Annotated in this window: 1 protein-coding gene (running past both ends of the window); it reads right to left on the bottom strand. The window is 66.8% G+C overall.

This entire window lies inside a single protein-coding gene on the bottom strand: locus AB0M74_RS09060, encoding a sigma-70 family RNA polymerase sigma factor. The 102,903-nt coding sequence extends 16,663 nt beyond the window's left edge and 64,964 nt beyond its right edge, so the window shows coding positions 64,965–86,240 — codons 21,655 (partial) to 28,747 (partial); the first complete codon in reading order (the gene reads right to left) occupies positions 21,273 to 21,275. Both codon boundaries (start and stop) fall beyond the window edges.

Genomic DNA, 21,276 nt, shown 5'->3' on the forward strand with positions numbered 1-21,276 from the left:
CGGACCCGGCGCATGCGCCGGGCCGAAGCTTGTTCGACCAGGTCCAGCCAGGGAACTTCAAGCGGTTGAGCTTCCGGTCGAAGCTCTGGATTCTCGAGACGGTCCAGCCGCACCATCCCGTTCCAATCGCTGGAAGCCGACCGGTAAACACAGTTCAGTCCGGCCAGTTCGGGATGGGCGGCAATCGCGTTGTCGCGCAGGCGGACGTGATCAGCTTCGCCGGCCACAACGATGAGGTGCGGCTCGGCCCCACCGATCACCGCGACATGGTCGGTCAACAGCCTGCCGGGCTCTTGCTGCAGCAAGTCCTGCAGAACATCGCGTGCGACCACTGCATCGGCCGCCGCATGGCACGCAGCCGCATACTGCGCCGCTGCGGCACGCCAAGCGACCAGGTCACGCAGCAGCAACACGGCGTGTTCGCGACGACGTCTATCGGCACGCGACGCCGGTTCCGGCAGGGCAGTGCGCTGGCGCTGGAGTTCCCGCTCGATCGCGCGGTCCACCGTGGCGAGATCCCGGTCGGCAGCAGTCCTTGCCAGTACTGCCCGTCGGATTTCCGTCGCTTTCTCCGGAGTGGTGGGAGTGTGCACATTGTTCAGGTGCTCGGCGAGTTCGCGAGCGTTGAGCCATTGCTCGTCGGCCTGTTGTACGTATTCCCCGGGGCTCAGGTTCTTGCCAGCCGACACCAAACGCTCTACGAATTCCTCTGGCGATACAACGAATTTGTCGACCTCGTACATCGACGCACCAAATTCTTTCGCCAAAGAATCAGGAAACCGGAGGAACACTGCCAAGGCCCGGATAGCGGCCTCGTCGCCGACCGCCGCCTTTTGCGACTCGGTCAGGTTCATGTCAACCATCAGCGCTGCCTGGATGGCCTTGCTGCGAGCCCGGTTGTAGATGACGTGCATGTCCTGGTCTTCGACGCTGTAGCCACGCGCGCTCAATGCAGGAGCCAATATTGCTTCCGTGACGAAAGCCCTGGCTTCATGGTGCAAGACTGCGTGGAGGTACTCGTCATAGGACATGGTGTAGGGGGTCGGCCAAGGGTGATCGTCGAAGTCCAAGGCATGCTGGTTTTCGTGGATCAGCGTTAACAGCTGGTCGGGGAGAGCCACCCCCCGTGTCGAGACGAGGTTGGTGAGGTCGTTGTAGTTGAAGGCACCCACGGCCCACCTGAACTTCGGCACGTGCCGAAGCTTGACGATGCGCGACAGCTGGGCGGTGAACTCCCCGCCGGCCTCGGCCAGCATCGACAACGCCTGGTCGCTGATCGTGTCCTGGGACAGGCCGACCGCGAACTCGAGGTCGGCGGCGTCGGCCGGCGCTCCTGGCAGGTCGATCGGATTTCCGTCGCGGTCGAACGCGGCCGCCCAGACACCCTTCAGGTCCGCCAAATCCTCGGGATCCATGGTGTCTTCGAATGATCCGAATACGCCCTTGCCCGGGTCTTCGATACGAATCTCACCGTCCCGGTACACCAATCGGAACGCATGTCCGGCGACGCCGTGCTCATCGGCCTTGTCGAAACCGTCGAACACCAATACCGACGCACCCTCGCGCTGAGCCTCCGGCAGCGCCAGCAACGCGTCCACAACACCCCGATGTGGACGAGTCGGATCCACCGCGAACCGCCGGACCAGCGCCGTGTTTCCGCCCGCGATGCGGACAATGTTCTTCACTGATATGCCTTGTGCGCCGAGCTCCTCGGCGGTGGGCACCTTGTCCAGGGCCACCCAGCCCAGCCGCGCCAGCAGCAGCCGCCCGCATTGGTTGGCGACATGCGCGGCCTCCCGCGTGCCGGTCGAATCGTCCGGCACGGCGTAGGCCGTGACACCTTCCCCGACCGGAACCGAGGGCAGCTCAGCCGTCCGCGCCACGACGCCCACCTGCTTCGGCGGCAGAACCTGCTCGACCATCGGAACTGCCTGGGGTGCAACCATATTCCCAGCGGCATCGCCATCCCGACTGTGCCCCACAGCATCCGGCCGCTGGTACTCGGCGACCGCATCACCAGACGTCGGCGAACCGCTAGCGCGCGTATGAGACCGCGCCGCAACTGGTTCCACTCCGGTCGGCGTCTCGACCACGATGCCACGACGTTCGGCCGTCCACCCGAGCCGCTCGGCGGCTGCCCGCACCCGCTGCACTGTGTCCGGAGGCGGATTGCCTCGACCGCTGAACACCCGTTGCACAGTGGTCCTACTCACCCCGGACACACTGGCGACATCCTCCAAGGTGACCCTGCGCAGCGTGCCGCGATCGGTATAGCTCCGCACCAGATCCGGCTCGAGCAGACCGGTCAACACATGGGCACTGTGATAGAGCTGCGCCTTGACCGTGTCGCTACTGCGCTCCCGGGCCTGCGCGATCCGGCTGATCGACTCGCCCGCCAGATACTGGCTCAGGCACTCCCATTCCGCGGGCGCGAGTTGCCCACGGTGCACCGTCACCGCGTCCGGATGGTCCGACGAGACCGCCTCGACCAGCAGCAGGGCGATCGAGTCCGTCAATAGCACTCCGGCGGAGAGCAGCGTCGACAACCGAGGCGCGATCCGTTCCTGGTGGTTCTCTACTTCGGCTGTGGGACAACCGAGTTCCCGCGCGACCTGATGCGGCGCCTTGTTCCGCACATACAGCAGGACAGCCATATACCGGAACTGCGCGGGGAGTTGCGCGATCGCGTCCATCAGGACGTCGGGGTCCGCGGCGTGGATCCGCTGCAACGGTGTGCCGCGGCCGTGCTGGTATCCGCCGGTACCCGCGACCCGAGTCACCGGTACGGGCGACCATCCTTCGTGGCCGTCGGACACCACGGCCCGCCGTCCGTGCGTCCAGCCGAGCCGATCCGCCGCGGCCCGCACCCGCTCGATGGTGTCCGGTCCCGCGTTACTCGTCTCGTTCAGCACTCGAAGGGCGGTTTCCCTCGCGACATCCGCCTCACTCGCCACGTCCTCCAATGTGGCCCGGTGCAGCATGCCTGTTGTCGTGTAGTCCAGGAGGACGTCGAGCGGAAGATTCTCGACCAGCAGCTCGGCCGTCCGACGCAGTCGCGACGCGATCGTCGCCTTGCTCCGACCCGTCGCTTCCATCGCCTGCGCCACGGTCAGGCCCTGCACGAGGTACAGATCGAAACAATTCTGTTGCCCGGGCGCCAGCAAAGCACGCAGCGGCGCCAATAGCTCAGGTTCCCGTGCCTGCACCGCCTCGGCAACCAGCAGCTCCCAGCCACCGTCCTGCACTGTGGCAGCGTTGGCGAGGACAGCACTGCGCTGCCGGTCCCCGGCGCCCTCCGACTCGCCTGTTGCCACCTCCGAAACCTGCTGGTGCGCGAACCATCGGGTGAGGACGTCCCGTCGGTCGGCAAGCAGGTCGAGTGCGCCCGCGACGAACCACGCCCCGACATCCTGGTCCTCGTCCAGCTGGCGAATTCGGGAACCGGCGCGCTGCATTGCGGCAGCGGTGATCCACTCGGCGAGCCCTCGATCCCCCACTGCCAGTAGCACATTCGAAAAGACTCGCTGCTCGTACCGCTGCTGAAGCGATTCGAAGGCCGCCGTGTCCCCCTCCTGGGCAGCGCGCACCCACTCGCGCACCTTCGTATCCGCGTGCCGCTCGACAAGATCGGGGTCGAGCATCGCTACCACTGCGTGCGCAGCCTGATACAGCGTCGTGTGCACAGCCGGTTGAGCGTGCCCGAGCATCGTCGCGATCTCGGGCACGTCCATGTCCTGGACGAAGAACAGGTCGAAGTATCGCTGTTGGGTTTCAGTAAGACCGGGCAGCAGCGGCGCGAATACTTCCGGGTGAAGTGTGTGCAGTTTCTTGATCAACGCCATTGCCGCACGTTCGGTCAGCAACACCCCACCGGACAATAGGCTCGCCAAGTTGAGAGCGATCCGGTGCTGGTATGCGTGGATCGTATCCTCGCTACGTCCCAGTCTGGGCGCTACCTCGGGAACTGTCAGATTCTGCTGGAACAGGAGCGTGGCCATTTCCTGTTCCGTCGCACGCAGATTCGGGATGCACCGGGCTATGTCGTCCGAGTGCGCCGCCCGCACCGCCTGCAGTCCCTTTCCGCGACGGCTGTAGTCGGGGGCCCCACCGTCGCCCACCGCAGGAATTCGTAGCAACGGGGTTCCCTCGAGGACCACACCGTCACCGAGCACCAGTCCCGAACGCCCTGGTCGCCAGCCCAACCGGTCGGCCACCGCCTGGATCTGCCGTGCGGTATCCGTACCGACGCCGCCCCGGTTACCCAAAGCCCGCTTCGCGGTATCCTCGCCAACCCCGGCCTCTCGAGCCACGTCCGCCGTGGTCACGTACCGCAATACCCCGGCCCGCGCGTACTGCTCCCGCAGCTCGGTCGGCAGCTGTTCGGCCAACAGGCGGGCGATCCGGCGGAGCCGACGCCCTGTAGTGGCGGCAGCGTTGCCCTTCTTCTTCGCAATCACGGCGATTGGCGTACCCTGCGCGAAGAACCGCTCGAAAAGCTCCCGCTGCATCGCGTTCAATATCTCCAGATGCGGCTGCAACAGCTCCGGGCGACGATCGTGAACCGCGGCGACGAGCAACAATGTCGCATAGTCGTCCGCAGTCCGCAGCCGCTCCAACTCCGCGGCGAGGCGCCACTGATCACCAGCCACGTCATCTTCGGCGCGTCCCAGCAGCATCGCGACATCAGCCGCCGGCAACGACCGCACGAACAACATCTCCGCCAGCCCCTGATCGGCCGAGGCAAGCCCACCGATGAACCAACCCAGAGCCCTTCGAGGTGTCGGCTCCAAGCGGGTCACGGCGTCTGGAGTGATCCCGGATAATCCTCTGACCACTGTGGAGACCGCATCTCGCACCAGCCGTGTTATCCAGGATTCGCTGCGTTGTGCCGCAGCCGCGATTTCGGATATCGACTGCCCCATGAACCACCGGATGAAAGCCTCGCGTCGCCTGGGCTGGAGGCGTTCGATGAGACTCGCCAGCTCGTCCGGTCGCGCGCTCTTGGCCGCTCGAATCTCGGGTATCAGCGCTGCAAGTGCGCTCGTCCGCGCCATGTGCTCGCCGCCGACGGTCAATACGGCGGCAAGATCCGCACCCTCCGCTGTGAGTGCCCTCGATAGCACCTCGGCCTGTGGCCGTAACAAAATGGCACGCAACAGGTCGCGAGCCTCGTCGAGCATCTCCTCTACGGCGCCCACCTCCATACCGAAGTGTGTGGCCACCTCCGCTGGGGAAGCCCCTTCGATATCCACCCACCGCAGCGCCGCACGCAACCGATCCGGCAGCGCCTGGAACGCGCGCCCGAGGTCGGAGTCCTGCCATTCGAGGTCCGCGCCGGAGTCGACCGCCTGCGGACCGCCGAGCTGCATCCGATCCAGCGCCTCGAGGTCGTCGACTAGCGCAGGAGCTTCGCGTCTGTAGAACGTTGCTGCGGCATTGCGCACCGTAGCGCCCAGATACTGACGGAAATTTTCGGTCGGGCCATTGCCACGGCGCAAAGTCGCGAGCAACCCGGTAAAGGCCTGGGCGACAACGTCCTCCGCATCCGCAGGACTACGCGTCGTCTGCCGCGCAATCCGCCGCGCGTAGCCGACATACTGTCGATACAGCGTTTCGTACGCACTGCCATCGCCCGATCGAACCGCCGCCCACAACGCGGCTTCACCAGAATCCCTTTCCTCCGATGGCACCTGACCGTCGGCGAGTTCGTCCGGCGAACCATGCCGCACACCAGCATGTTCCGTCGCACGTGGATTCGGGATGCCCCGCGCTACATCGTCCGAGTGCGCCGCCTGCAGTCCCGTTCCACGGCGGCTGTAGTCGGGGGCCCCGCTGTCGCCCACGGCCGGAATTCGTAGCAACGGGGTTCCTTCAATGACCGCACCATCGCCGAGCATCACCCCCGAACGCCCTGGTCGCCAGCCCAACCGGTCGGCCACCGCCTGGATCTGCCGTGCGGTATCCGTACCGACGCCGCCCCGGTTACCCAAAACCCGCTTCGCGGCATCCTCGCCAACCCCGGCCTCTCGAGCCACGTCCGCCGTGGTCACGTACCGCAATACCCCGGCCCGCGCGTACTGCTCCCGCAGCTCGGTCGGCAGCTGTTCGGCCAACAGGCGGGCGATCCGGCGGAGCCGATGCCCGGCAGTGCCGGCAGCGGTGCCCTGCTCATGCGCAATCACGGCCATGGGCGCGCGCTGCACGAAAAACCGCTCGAAAAGCTCCCGCTGCATCGCGTTCAATATCTCCAGATGCGGCTGCAACAGCTCCGGGCGACGATCGTGAACCGCGGCGACGAGCAACAATGTCGCATAGTCGTCCGCAGTCCGCAGCCGCTCCAACTCCGCGGCGAGGCGCCCCTGATCACCAGCCAGGTCATCTTCGGCGCGTCCCAACTCTGCCGCGACCTCGGCTACCGACAACGACCGCACGAACAACATCTCCGCGAGTTCCCGATCGGCTGCGGCGAGCTCACCGATACACCGAGTCAGCTGGCTCTCACGCATCTGATGCCGCGCCTGCTCCGCCGCCATCCGCACGCGACGCGCCTGCTCCGCCGCCGCCTGCGCGCGACGCACGTCCTCCTCTGTTCCCGCCTGTGTTGCCAAGCGACCCTGCTCGGCTGCCGCCTCAGCGAGACGAGCCGCCTCCATCGCAGCGGGAAGCAGTTCAGCAAGGGTGAAAATCGCCGAGTTCACAGTCCTGTCGAAAAAGGATCGGTCGATGTTGTACGCCTTGACGATTTTCGTCACCGGTTCGCCCATGAACCACCGAACAAAAATATTCCTGCGCTGAGAACTGAACTGTTCGACCAGACGACCCAACACATCGGGATGCTCATCGCGCGCCGCCCGAAGCACCGCGATCGCGGGCGCGAACCGCCCCTCTGACTTGGTACGTGCCACACCGCCACCCGCGAGCAGCTCCGCCAGCGCTGCCCCTCCGGCGGGATACTTATCCGGATCGGCCAGGTCGGCCGTGTCCGCCGCACCGAGTTCAACGACCAACCGGTGCAGGATCTCGGGCACCATACCCGCCACCACATCCGCGTCGACACCCATGACCTTGGCTGCAGACTCGTTCGACATGCCGCGCATGAACAGCAGGGTGACCACCCGACGCCGGCCGCTGGCGAGTGCGGCTACGGCGGCTTGGAAGTTGTGATCGCTCGCGGCGACCAACGCCTTCCGCTGTGCGCCCTTCGCCGCCGCCTCAACGGCCCGGCGGAATCGGACAAACCGCACGAACTTTGCCTGGTCCGACAGCACGTCGTCGGCGAGCGAGTTGATCCACCGGCCGACATCCTCGACCTCCGCGAGCTCACCGATCCGACCGTTCGCACGGCGGAACACCTCGTCGATCAGGTTAACGGCGACTTTCGGATTCCGCACCACGACCATCCGCCGCGCCACCACCGCCTGGAACCGCTCGAGCAGCTGATCGAGCGTCACCCGCGAATCCGGGGCGCCTTCCTCCTCGGCGCTCGGCTCAGCCGAAAGCGGGTGCCCACCATCAGGGTTCCGCCCGAATGCCCTATCCAACGGCAACAGCGGCAACTCCCGCTTGCCCAGACCCTCGACAACCCGGCCGTCCTCATCGACGACCGCTGCCCAGACTCCGGTCGGTTCAGGTCGATCCTTGCTCCACTCGTGGAAGTCCGTCTCCACGCCACCCGCACGGACCACGACCCGACCGTCACCCTTGTGGACCAGGAACACCGCGTGCCCCATACCGGTGCGGTCATACACCTCCAACAGCACCGCAGCGGCGCTCTCACCACGCCCGACCAGCTCACGAACAACCGCGGCCCGATCGGCGAAACCTTCCGGCCGATGCTTCAACGCACGAGCAATCCGGCTACCGGACGCCCCTTCCGGCCCCACCTCACCCAACGCGGACCAATCCACCAACCCGGTGTCGTGCACCGCCTCCAGCTCTTGGAATGCCACTGGCACACAGTCGTTCACACCGACCGAAGCGTCAGCGCCACCAGCCGAATTCGGACCGGCCGCATTCGGATCCGAGACCCCCTCAGCGGAGACACCTTCCTGGAGCGCGCGCGGCGTGCTCGGAGTGGGGCGCGACCGGGTCGGCGCCGCTGGGTACTCCACCACCCCGTCACCGACGGAATTCGCCTGTCCCGCAACCACATCGGTCGGCGCTGTCTTGTCAGCGGATGCGCGCTGCCGCAGCGTGTTCGGGGTCGGACGTGAGTCGGCTGCGCGTGAGTCGGCAGCCATCCGGTCCGGCCGGGCGCCGACCAGCCCCGAGGGGCCACGCGACGGCGGCTCCGGGGCTTCCCGACGCGATTGCCCTGCTCGATCCGACTCGGCCCAATCCGACCGATGAAGTTCGAACCACACCGCTTTCCGCCAGCCCTCGTCGTGGTTTCGCAGCAGATCGACACCCGACCGCATCCACGGACCATCGGCCCCTTCGACCTGGCCCGGCAGCTGAGGAAGATCGACTTCTGCATCGAAGACGTTGAACTGATCGAACACGGTGACACGCACCAGATCACCGGTCGTCTCCACCACAATCTGCACCTTGTCGGGGCTGCGCCGCAGGGCGTTGTCCACCATTTCGCCGAACGCCCCCGCGGCGTGATCGACCTGCCACGCAGGCCAGCCGGAAAGCTGGTCTGCCAACCAGGACAACGCCTCTGCCTTGGCGCGCGGAGCGGCGTCAGCTCCCGTGGTCCGCACCACATGCTGAGCGCGCCGCGATGATCCGTCCGTCGTGGATGTGTTCGCGGCTGTGAAATCGGGTGCTGTCTGGTTCGAGGTCGGCGAAACATCGCCGACCTCGAACCAGACGGCACCCGATTCCCTCATCCACGAGGTCAGTCGGTCCTGCAACTCACGCAGTACAGCGGCTACCCGATCCGGCTCCGCACCCAGATCGACATCGCGAAGCTCCACCGTCGCGACGCCATCGACCCGCCTCAGCACCACCGTGACCCGACCAGGTTTGCCGCGAACCGGGTCGAGCTTCAACGTCACCTCGATGCCGTCGCCCGAGCTTTCCATTCCGACGAGGTCCACCGAGAAACCGTGACCGAATCCCACGAGCAACCAAGCGACGTCACGGCCGCGGCCCTCGAGCACGTCGTCGAACGACCGCGCCGCGAACCGGTTCTGCCACAGCAAACCGGGCGGCGCGAAGTCGTCGGGATCGAATGCGGCGGTATCGAAATCGACGCCGGCCTCAACCAGGTCGAACAGCAGGTTCGCGGCGTTCTTCGGGTCCGCGCACGCGTTGGCCAACGGCGGCCCGCCCAACGAGTTGACCTCGGTGAGTCGGCCCTCGACGAACCACGCCGTCCCGACACCCGCGACTCCGGGCCCGTTTCCTTTCTCCAGATAGCCGGCGTACGCGTCCTGGTGACTATCGTCGCCGCTGTAGTAGTCCTGGGGGTTCCGCCCGAGGATGATCGGGTCACCTCCCGCCCCTTCGGTGGTGTGGGGCGTGCCATCCGGCCGGAGGAACGCCGTGCCGCGCTCCCCGTCGTCGAATTGCCAGTCGCGGACCACCCGGAGCTGGAATGTCTGAGACTTCGGACGGTGCAGGACAGGATGGTCGGGAGCCAACATGCCGTCGAAGGCGTTGGCAATCCACGGCGTGCCCTCGCCGTACGGGTGCGCGATCGTGACGTTGTCGACGTCGCCGGTGTCGGCGACGCCGTCGTTACCGGCCCGCAGTAGATCCTCGCCCCCGGTAAGTTCCGATCCTCCGTCCGGGCGGCTCGCGGTAATCGTATAGTGCCCGTCCCCCGCAACGGCTTGGCCGATGACGAAACCGGCCGTACGCATATTCCGCGTAATGATCCCGACCATCGCATCCCCGCGACGCGGTTGCAGATCGGTTTCGATCCAAACCATGCCACCCGGCGCGAGGACCCGGAACAGCTCGTGCGCCACTCCGTTCTCGACTGTCAATCCAACGTCCGGCTGGAATCCGAAGTACCGGAAGACAATACGGTCGAACACCGCATCCGGAACGGCTGCCAGCACCCCCCCGTTCGTCAAGACCAGCGCTGTCCCGTCCGGATCGGACACCAGCAACTCACCCGGTGCGAGCTCGACATCGCCGTGCTCGGGCAGGGCCGAAACCAACTCCACCTCAGCATCCTCGGCGGCATCAACGACCGCCCGTTCCGGTCGGACGAATCGCACCTTCACACCGATGTACTCGCCGGGACGTCCTACCAGCCCACTGTCCTCGATACCGAACCGAGCCAGCTCCTGGTCTCCGAAGACAATCTCGGTGAACCCGAGCCGTTCGGCTATCTTCGCGGTGAACGTCTGGCGCGCTGCCTCCTGCGGAGTCAGCCAGTTCTGGATACCGGCATTGAAACTGTCCAGCTGGTCGCGGAATTCATCGCCGGAGGTCCAGGAAGACTCGATGGCCTCGACCCGGTCGCCGAGCGCTCGCATGAGGTCGGCGAACATCTCCTGACCCGACAATGTGCCGGGGCCGACCCGCACTTCGGAACTCAGCACTCCATCCTGATCGATCCGCCCCCAAATTCCGTAGTTGGAGTCGCCCGCGTAATTGTTGACATATGACGACTGGCGGACTTCACGTACCCAGATCGCGCCGTCCAATTCGCCGACGCCGACTTGCAGCAGGGTGACGGCATACCCGTCCCGGCGCCACCGCGTGAGCTCGCCGACCGAAACCACGGATGTCGGATGCTCACCGACCACGAGCAACCGCTGCGGACTACCGGGAATGGACCACACCCCTGGCTGTAGCCAGTATCCCCTGCCCTGGCTCTCGGCCCGCCGCACGACCCATACTGCCTCGCTCGTGCTCTGCTGCAGCAGTTCTCGCACACTGCCCTCGGCGTCGAGCACCTCGGCGGTCTGCTCGGACAGACTCCTCAGGTCGGCATGGAACTGCGTCGCGATCTGCTCCGCCTCTTGCCGGGCGGGCGACTGCTCACCAAGGCCGCGCAGACGATCCAGCACATGCGACAGCGCTTCCACCACACCAAGCGCATCCGCCAAACCATCGGTGCCCAGGGGCTCCACTGTCGGGGCCTCGATCGATAGGACCGCTTCCACCCGCTCGAAGAACTCCACGATCGCGGGTCGCAGCGCCGAGAGATACCACGCCGTCAGCTCCACGGCCGTCGAATCCGACGGATCTACCCCCTGCTGCAGGAACCGGTTACGCAGCGCTTGCAGCGCCGCCTCGCCACGTTCGCTCGACGCCTGGATCCGGGCAGCCTTGCGCCGCAGCGCTTCCGCCAGCCGCGGGTCGGGATGGAACAACCGCGCTGATTCCCCATTCCACCCGTCGGGCAGCCGCGCGAACGTGGAGGAACTGGAGTCGAGCACATAGTCGTGAGACGAAATATTTTGTGCCGCAAGATGTTCCGGTGAGCGGGCCGCTTCCGAATCCCGTCCGGGCCGCTGCGGATCCGGTCCGTCCGGTCGCGCGCCGATCCGCCCCTTCGGGCCACGGTCCGGTATCGGCTTGCGGTCGGGGCCGAGCGGATCTTTCGGCGTACCGTCTTCTTCGAAGATGATCCCGTTGATCTCGGTCGCCCCGGCGGCCACGGCCTGCGCGATCCAGGTGTCGACGTCGGCGCCGCGCACGATGCCGCCCACGGCGTTGTCGAACACCACGACCTCGCCGACTTTCAGGTTCAGGTGCTTGTTGCGGGCGGCGTATTGCTCGGTCACCTTGAATACCGCGAACGCGTGGGCGCCCTTGCCGTCGAAGTCCATCGCGCCTGCGATCGCGCCGCCGTGCAGCCAGACGTGTTCCACCACGGCCTTCAAGCCGTCGAGGCCGTGGCCGAACGGCGACGCCTCCCAGTTCGCGCCGAGCCCTCCCGCGAAGGCGGCACCGGTCATCCCCCTTGCCGCGAGGGTCTGGCCGACCTTGACGGGCCTGATCGCCGCGCCCTGAGGGCCGAGGAAAACCTTGACCTCCTCCTGCACCAGAGCACCGCAGATCCGTTCACCCGGCCGCAGATGCGCGCCGATCTGATCCCATTCCCAGGACACCACGCTGCCGTCGGCAGCGGTCGCCCGGCCACGGCCGTATCCGCCGGACACCTGGTAGCCGAGGTCACGGATTGCCTCCAGGACCTGTTCCCGCGTCCACAGGTCAACGGCATGATTCGCGAGTACCCGTTCGACCGTGGCCGAACTCGTTCCCGCACGCTCCGCGACCTGGGCGATGGTGACCCGGCTGCGCGGGTTGCCGACGTCGAACCCGAGCCGCTCGGCTTCTGTTTTCAACCGCTGCGCGGTCTGCGCGGCCACGCGAAGGCCGTGGTGGGCTCGGTGTGCCTGCGCCAGACCGGTTCCGGCGGCGTCCGCTACTTCGGCCAGCCCGACTCGCATCCGCACACCCGGACGCACCGGGCCACGCTTGCGGGGTTGGTAGCCGGTTTCGGTGATCGCGGCGGTCACCTTCGCCTGCGTTTCTTCGGACACCGGCAGGCCGTTGATCACCCGGCTGACCGTGCTCGGGACAACTCCGGCCGCCCTGGCCACGTCTTGGAGCGTGGCGCGCTTGCCATCGCCTGTGGGCTCCGCATCGGCGACATCGGCGTGTCCGGCAAGGTCGGCGGGGTCGCCACCCAGATCCACATAGGCTTGCAGCACAACGCGCTTGGTCTCCGCAGACCCCAGCTGTTTGTTGAGAACCCTGGACACTGTGTTCTCGACCATCCCCGTCTTACGTGCGATCGAGGCGATCGATGGGCGCCGCGCCGAGCGCGATGCCTGCGGGCTCGGGGCATCGAGGTCGGCGAGGATGCCGCCCAGGTCCGTATAGCACTGCAGCACAACGCGCTTGATCTCAGCGGAGGGCTCCCTCTGCTTCTTGAGGACCCGGTACACCGTGCTCTCGGACAGCCCCATCGCATTGGCGATCGCCACGATCCACGGGCGGCCCGCAGGACGCGACGCCTCCAGAGCCTGCTCATTGGCGATCGCGGCGACCGGTGAGCCCGCGGGACGCGACTGCTGATCGGCACTGGGGCGTAACGCCTCTGATTCGGCGACGCCGAGCCTGTCCGCCAGGTTCGTAGTGGTAGAACGGATCAGAGCGGACACCACGGACCCGTTGAAGCCGGTTTTCTCGGCTAGGGCCGTGAGGGTTTCCCCATCGCGGAACCGGCCGAGCATCACCGTGCGTGCACCGTGGGAGCGGAGGTTGCCCAGCGCGTTCCACATCCGCTCCGCGTCCACGTCCGCCAGTCGCTCGGCCTGCGGCGAGTACCTCAGGAAGTCGGCCATCCGGCGTTGGAAGTGCGGGTACTCGCGTCGGAACTGATCGAAGGCGAACCGTTCCGCCGCGATGGCGAAAATACGCTGCAACGTGAGCTTGCGACCTGTCAGAAATTGCCGCGCCGCTCGCTCGAAAGTATCGCGCACAACGGAGTCCACGACCTCACGTCCGGCCTGGGACGGCAACTGGCCCCTGACTTCGCCGCCGAAACGCCGATACAGCTCAGCGGCCACCTCGGCCTCGCGTGTGACAGGCGCCGCGCCGGGTTGTGGTGCACGGCGTTCGCCGGTGTCACGCGAGGCGTTGAACTCAGCCGTATTCGACGCGCCGGGTAATCTCGGACGTCGATAATCCGCGGTCGGGTCTGCGTCCTGTGCAGTCCCGACCACCCGGCCGTCACCGGGAGCGGCCGTGTCCGACGGCGCTACCGGGCCGACACCGAGCTTCCTCGCCGGACCGCGTTTCTCCTGGACCTCGGCGGCCAGTTCATCGGTATCCACCAGTGCCACAGCGCCATCGGCGTCCAGGCCCGCCACGTGGACTTCCGCGAAGCCGACCCATTCGGACACCATCCACTTGTCGACCGCTTCGCCGCGCAGCAGGCCGGCCGCGGCGTTGTCGAAGACGACGACCTCGCCGACCACGAGCTCGGGCTCGCCGCGCACCGCTGGGGGCAGGGCGTTCATCTTCCTGGCGAAGTCTTCATCGACCCTCGCGACGGCGAAGGCGTGGCCGAGGCCGAGGCCTGCCGAGTCGACGCCGCCGACCAGCACGCCGCCGAGTTGACGGACGTGCTCGACCATGGCGGCCAGACCGGCGGTGCCGATACCGAAATGCTGTGCGGCCCAGCCGATGTTCATGTCCGCGACGAACTCGACCCTGTCCATACCGGACATGGCGACGGCCTGGTCGTTCACATTCTTCGGGTGCATCGCCACGCCCGCATTGCCCGCAGCGGCGTCGCGTACGAACCATTGCACCAGTGGACCGCAGTTGAACGGGCCGGGTTCGGCGTTGCCCTGCCGCTTGTGCCCGTCGACGTTCGCCCACTGCGCGACGCCGTCACCTTCCGACGGCGAGGACGCGCGTGGGGTCGTCGTGGCCGGGAGCTGCACAGGCGCGGCCGGGGGCGCGACGGTCGGTTGTGCGGGAGCGTCGAGGCCCGCCAAGAGGATGGTGTGCCAGTCGGCGTGGCCGCGTTCGGCGAATTCCGGTGCCATGGCCTGGATTCGGCGGCGAACCTCCTCGACATGTGCGGGTGGGAAGTCGGCGGGCAACAGCGCTGCGGACTCGGCGAGCTCCCGCTCGAAACGCTGCTGCCAGTCGTCGTCGGATTCTTGCTGCGCGACCGCTCCTCGCGCGTCGACGGTTTCGACGACCAGTTTCAGCTCGCCGCCCGCGAGCGCCTGCTTGATCGCCTTCACCAGCTTCCGCTCGCTGGACGCGCTCACGCCCGCGAACTCCTCCGAAATTACGGTGCCCGGGTCGTTTTCCGTGCGATCGGACTCGGCGATCACGAACCCGCCCCGACCGTCGGGAGCCATCCGAACCTGGACCTCGACCACCCCGACGGTGATCGTCGTCGTGGTGGTGCACGTCGGACGGCCCGGGTGCGGCCTGCGCCGCCGGGCGGTGGTGTCTTCGGTGGTCAGCATGCGGATGATCTCGCGCGGTCCGAGCGGGTCGATATCGGAGTCCGCGGCGATCCGTGTCGTCAGCTCCGCGAAGGTAGCCAAGCCGCCGAGCGGCCGCAACCAGGTGTCGAAACCGATCGGCCCGACCAGCAGTCCTCGTTTGCGGTACCTGACATACGCCTCCAACAGCCGGGCACCGAGTTCCGCGTTGTCCGGCTCCCGAGGCTCCATGCGCCCCTGCCACTTGGCCTCGATCCTCCCCTCGTGCCCGGGCCGGACCGTGATAGCGATGACCTCGTACGGCGAGGCCGCTGCCACAACATTGGCGAATTCGGGCCTTTGGTCGGCCAGCACTTGCAGCGCCTGTTCGTGGCGACCGGGCATAGCGACAACGAACAGCTGTGCGGGATGGCCGTCGGTGGCCGGGACGAGGTTGATGTGCGGCCCGATCCAGGTGCCGTACGGCGATTGCGGGTCGCGGTGGTAGCGCTGTGACACCTCGTCGTCGAGCAGCCGCTGCGCTTCGTCGAGCTCGACAATCGCCTCGGTGAGCCGGACGACATCGGCGGCCCTGCGCATGATGTCTGCCCGCTGGTCGGCCGCTTCCCGGAGCCGCTCGGCTACCGGCCGCAACGGATCATCCAGCGCCAGGTCCGCCGGGTCGCCGAAGATGTCCAGCGGCAGGTCGGCGAGCACCGACGGGTCCACGGCGAGCGCGTCGGCCAACGCCACCCAGTCGGCATCGGCCGCGCGCCGCGCACCGGCCAGTTTCGCCGAATCCGGTGACAACGATTGAGTTTGCAGCCCCAACCGGTCGATCAGTTCGTCGCACAGTGTGCGCAGTCGCCGGATCCGCAGACCGATCAGGCCGAAGTCCAGGACCGTCGGTGGCCGGTCGTCGACAAACGGCGGCGGCAGGGTCTCCGATCGCAACGCGTCCGGGCCGAGCGACGGCAGTGGCTGATCGCCTTGCAGATCGTGCAGCAGTGCAACGACTTCCGCGAGCCGGGCCAGTTCGGCCTGCTGTCGCCGCAACGAAAGCCGGTCTCGACTGTAAGCGTCCACTCGGCTGTCGCCGTCCAATGTGGCTCGGTCCAGCTGTGACTCCGCAACCCCGACCTTGATGGCAAACCGTTCGAGCTGCTCGTCGATGTACGCCCGTTGGCTCGCGACCATCTCCTGCAGCGGCGTGGGCAAGATCCCCTGCGGGGTCGGCTGACCGTGCAGCGTCATCCCATGCCGCCTGAGCAAAAGGTCGCGCTCGCGCACCAGCTTCGCGATTCGTTCGCGGACATTACTTTCCACGACACCGTCGGATGCGACGGTCGGGACATCGGCGACCACAGCCCAGCCCTGCGTCGTCCACCGCAGAGTGCGTGGCGCGTCGAGGTCGACGCGGACCATCGCCCCTGTGTGGCCCGCGAGCTTTTTGAGCACGGACTCGTGCCATCCACCCCAGCCGACCCGCTGCAATGCCGGGCCGAAAGCCTTCAGTCGTTCGCGCAAGTCGTCGACTTCCGACCAGACCATGCCTTCGATATCGAAGTGAATGTCGGGCCAGCCCTGGTCGTCGACATTGCGCAGTCGGTCCCGCAATGGGGCGAGCACCTCGAGCAGCACCGTTGTGTCGAGGTCCTCGAAACGCCACCGGATCGACCGGCTGTAGCTTCCGTCCGAATACTGCGGTGCTTCGGGGTGACCGGGACCGTAGATCAGGTCGTATGCCGCGGTGTGCGCCTCGTCCGCTGCGTCGGGGTCCTCCGCTCGCAGCGCCTCGGCGCGGCGAGCGGACAGCTCGGTCAGCTGTGCGCGGACCTCGGCGGCCATCGGGTGCAACGGGCCCTCGGCGGTGCACACGAAGCCTTCGGCCCGCGCGACATCCGCGCCTGCCGTGGGTGGGAAGTCATGGATTTCCGCGCCGGCCCAGTCGACAACCACGATCCGGTCGCGCACATTGACCATGGTGTAGGCCTGCGCACCAGCATTGCGGTGGTTGTCATCGCACACCACGATGGACGCGCCGTCGCCGAGCGCCCACAGCACCCGCTGCATCTGCTCGTACCCGCCGACGAACGTGCGCGGATATGCGCCGAGCCCAGCGGCGGTCGCATAGGTCGAGGTGCCGTGTTCGCTGGTATCCCAGCCGAGCAAGCGGATATCCGGGTTGCCGGTCACCACCGCGGCCACCGTCACCGCGGCCGGCGCGCGGAACCGGTCACGGGCTTCGGGAGCGAAGGTATATCGCGGCAAATCCGCTACACCGGCGGCGATCTGCCGGTCCAGCTCGCGCACCTGCCCGTCCAACCGGTCCAGTTCGGCGGCGAGCCTGGCCAACTCGGCCACCGGCTGCGCGGGCAGGTCTTCCTCGTTACCCCGCACGATTCCGCTCGGCGCCTCGCGCGGCGGTTCGGGCGTCTGCCGCAACTGTGTCAGTTGCTGCACGGTCAGGGTCTGCGCCTGCAGGCCGAGTTTCTTTGCCAGCTCGCCGAATTCGACCGTGGTGACGTGGTGATCGAGCATCGTCGCCAGGCGTTGCCCGGCCAGGTCGCGCAACCGGCCGAGCTCGCCGTCGGGGCGCCCGTCCCCTCGCAGTTCGGCAAACGTGGCGGCGTAGAGCCGGAAGGCTTCCTCGCGACGCTCCTGCGACAGGTTGGTGTCGAACCGCGGGACCGGATCCCAGTCGCCGTCGATCGAGTGGACCGGTCGCCTGTTCGGACCGAAGAAGGCCGCGTCGATAGTCCGGTATCTGTCGCTGCCGGGGACGAATTCGCGCATCACCGCGGTACTGCGGTCGATCATCATGATCGTGCCGGCGAGGTTCGTCAGCACATACCGGCGCAGACCAGTGCTGTCCGTATCCACCACGAGCACACAGGAACCCGGCCCCCGGTGCACCAGCTCCCGGACCAGGTAGCTGTGGCCCGGGTAGCGCAGCAAACGCCCGCCGAGGCTGTCGGGCAGGTCGTTGGGTGAGTTGCCGAAGCCGGGCCGGTCGGGGCTGCGGACCCATTCCGACCCGACCAGGTCGGCGAGCGTCTGCACCGCGGCGATCAGGTCCGCATGCTCGTGGCGGGCATCGACTTCGGCCACGACCTCGCGCAGGCGTTCCAGTCCGCCCACCCGGTCGAGCAGATGCCCATAGGTCGCGATGATCCGTTCAGGTGACGACCGGTAGTTGGTTCCAGGGCCCTGGTAGAAGCCGTACCGCTCGATCATGTGCGTACCGAGGTCGGAGATCTGAGTCGAGACGCCGGTCGCCGTGTTGGTGACCAGGTAATCGTTCGAGCCGGCACTGTCGTCTCGGAACGGCGAACCCTGGAATCCCAGAGTGCCGGTCGTCGCGATTGTGTAGGAGTGATTCCCCTCGCCGAGGTATTCGGACACGTGGTATTCGCTTGCCAGTTTCCTGGTCAATTGGACAGCCTGGCCGAGATCGGTATGGCTCAGTCCGAGGCTGCGGACGAGGTCGTTGTCGCGAGCCAACACGTCGAGCAAGCTGTCGTCCGGGCCGAGGAAACCCTCGGACGAACCGACGAAATCGACTGGACCGCCATCATCCCAGGCGTGTTCGAGGTCGAATGGTTGCATCCAGCGTTGGAGGTCGGCGATCGGGTGGCCATTGATGGTGTCGAGCCGCCGGATCAGCTCGGTGGTGTTGTCGCCGGCCACCACGAAACCGGTGTCCTCCCGATGCGACAGCACAGGCGTCACGCCCGCCTCCGCAGGAGTGACCGTACGGGTAACTCGGGATTGTTCCAGCACATTGTTATCGCTGACGAACGTGTACTCCAGCCAACCGTTGGTCAGACGCAACGCCAACGGAGGGCCGGGCCGGTACCTCGACCGGCCGGGGGGCACCGGATCGACGGCGATAATCCGGGACTGCGCAAGCAGCGCGTCCATCCCGAACCGCTGTTTCGGGGTCAAGAAGTCGACACCGCCATCGGGCCGCACCATTGCGGTGAGTACCACATCACCGTGGCTCAGGCGCAGGACACCATCCGCGATCGGCTCGAAGCCGCAATCGAGCAACTGCTGCTCCACCGGGACCTGCGCCCGTTCGCGTTCATCCAGCTCCCGCATGACCCGCGTCTCGTCCACGGCCCGCATCCCACCGCTACTCCCATCGGTGGTGCTGGTGAGGTCCTGAGGTCCGTGATCCCGCTGGCCGGGCATTATGCACCGTATGTGCACCATCAGGTTCTTCTCGCCGCGTTCGACCGCCAGCGACATAATCTCGGCATCACTGTAGAAAGCCGAATTCGGGCCGTGCAGGCGAAGACCATCACCGTGCGGCTCGATCAGGAACCCGGCGGCGCGGTAGAGCCCGTCGCTCGCGACGTCGATCCCGGGAATTCCGGCTAGCGCGGAATTCGGTTTCGACACCGCGCTCGGCTCGTCGCTCGAGCCGGCGCCGGAGTCACGGCCCGTGATGTTGCCGATGCGCCGGCGGCGCGGCTTGCCGGGGTACGTTTCAGGGGACTGGTCGTACGACGAGTCCAGGGTCTCCTCCAGCGGGCGGACCGGATTGCCCTCGGCGTCGAGCTCGATGCCGTGCGTGTAGGCCACCAGACCCGCCGCGTGGGCAGGGAGGAACTCGCCGACCAGATTGCCGCTGCGGTCGAACTTCAGCAGTTCTCCGTGGTGGTTGACCACGAAGTAGGCGTGAGCGTGGGGTTCGGACGCACCGTCGCCGAGGTAGGTGTCGATCACCAACATGCCGCGGCGGTGGTTACTTTCGCGCCGCTTGTCGGTGTGGGACTGTTCGGGATCGACTCCGAGCAGCTTGGCTGCGATGGCCCGATGGCCGGCCACCCCGTGGTCGAGCTGCTCACCACTGCCGGTCTGGCCGTCGACACCATCGAGGATGGGGTCGGCATGCCCGCCGGCCAGCCAGGACAGCGCGGCACCCGGGGTGCCGTCCTCGTCGATGGCGACCGCAGGCATGGCGACAGCACGCTGACCAGCGCGCACATCGTGGTAATAGTCGTTGGCCGCCTGCCCGGCCAATGGCGCGCAGAGGCCGTCCTTCTTCGGCGGCTCCACCGGGTGGGTACCGGTGTCCTCGACCGGCTGCCCGGCTTCTCGGGCGAGGCGGTCGCGCTTGATCCGAGCCGCTTCCCGATCCGCCCGGTCCCGCATGCGCTGCGCGCCACGCGCGTCGACTCGGCTGACCTCGACGAAATACCGAGCCGCCTCGCCGAGTGCCTCGAAATCGGCGTCCGGCATGTCGACTGGGCAATCCGCGAGCGCCTGCTCCGGTTGCGCCACAAAGGCTTCGACGATGTCGGATACGTTCTCGGGCTGCGTCGCGAACACCCTGCGTACCACAGCGGTCATCGCATCCAGGTGCTGTGCCCGGTCCACGTCACGCTTCAGCCGGTTACGCCAGTCGGTACCCGAAGTCGCGAACTCGCCGGTGCCGTCGCGAGTCAGCGACGTCCATATGAAGCCTTCGCCCAGCCCCTTCAGACCCCCGGTCATGCCTGCAGCGCCGACGAAGCCGCCCCCGATACCCGAAGACAGACCCGTCCAGCCGCCGACGAGACCGGCACCGAGCCCACCACCCACCCCACGGGCGATTGCGGAACCCGAGAATCCACCCGGTGTGATGCCGCGCCCAGCAAAAAGTGACGTCGGGTCTGTCGGCGGCATCAGCAACCGGATTGTCTGCATCAACGCAATGCTGAGCTGCCGTTCCAGCTCAACCTGCTTGTGTAGGAGTCCCTGCAACTCGGTGGTCAGATCCAGCAGTTGGTTCACGTTGACATCGCGCTGGCTCACCAATCCGATGAGCTTCTTCTGCGCCGCGTCCCGCTGTGCCCGCGTCTCGCGCAGCCCCCGCGCGATCTGGACGACATTGTCGCGCTGGGCTCGCAATCGGTGCAGCCGCTCGTGCGACCGGTCCAACCGCGCGGCCGCGGCCGCCAACTGCCCGGCTGCCTCGCTGTCCTGGTGCGAGCGCTGCATGTCGGCGAGCTGATTCGCGGCTGCTCGTTGTCGCGAGTGTGCTTCTACCAGAGCAGTTTCCAAGTCTCCGAGGACGCCGGTCTGGAGTTCGACATGTCCACCCGCAGCGATGAGATCAGAGGCGACGCGCAGTACCTCATCGAGTTCTACCAATTCCAGCACGAGGTCGATCGCCGGAGAGCCGCCCAGTCCCGGCTCCAGGTTCCGCGCGATTTCCAGGACCCGAGAGGGAGTCAGATCCCCCTCCGTGACATCGCTGAGCAATCCTGCCAGCCGCTTCGCCATCGCGGCTCGCCGACCGTTGAGCTGCTGTGACTGTTCACGGCCGAAGTCGTCCGGGGTGACCCCGAATCGTGCGCCACGCCGAGTCAGTATTTCGCGCAGGCTATCGCGCCGGTCCGTTGTCCGCAGTCGCAGC

Source organism: Nocardia sp. NPDC051463, assembly GCF_040681975.1.
Taxonomy (GTDB): domain Bacteria; phylum Actinomycetota; class Actinomycetes; order Mycobacteriales; family Mycobacteriaceae; genus Nocardia.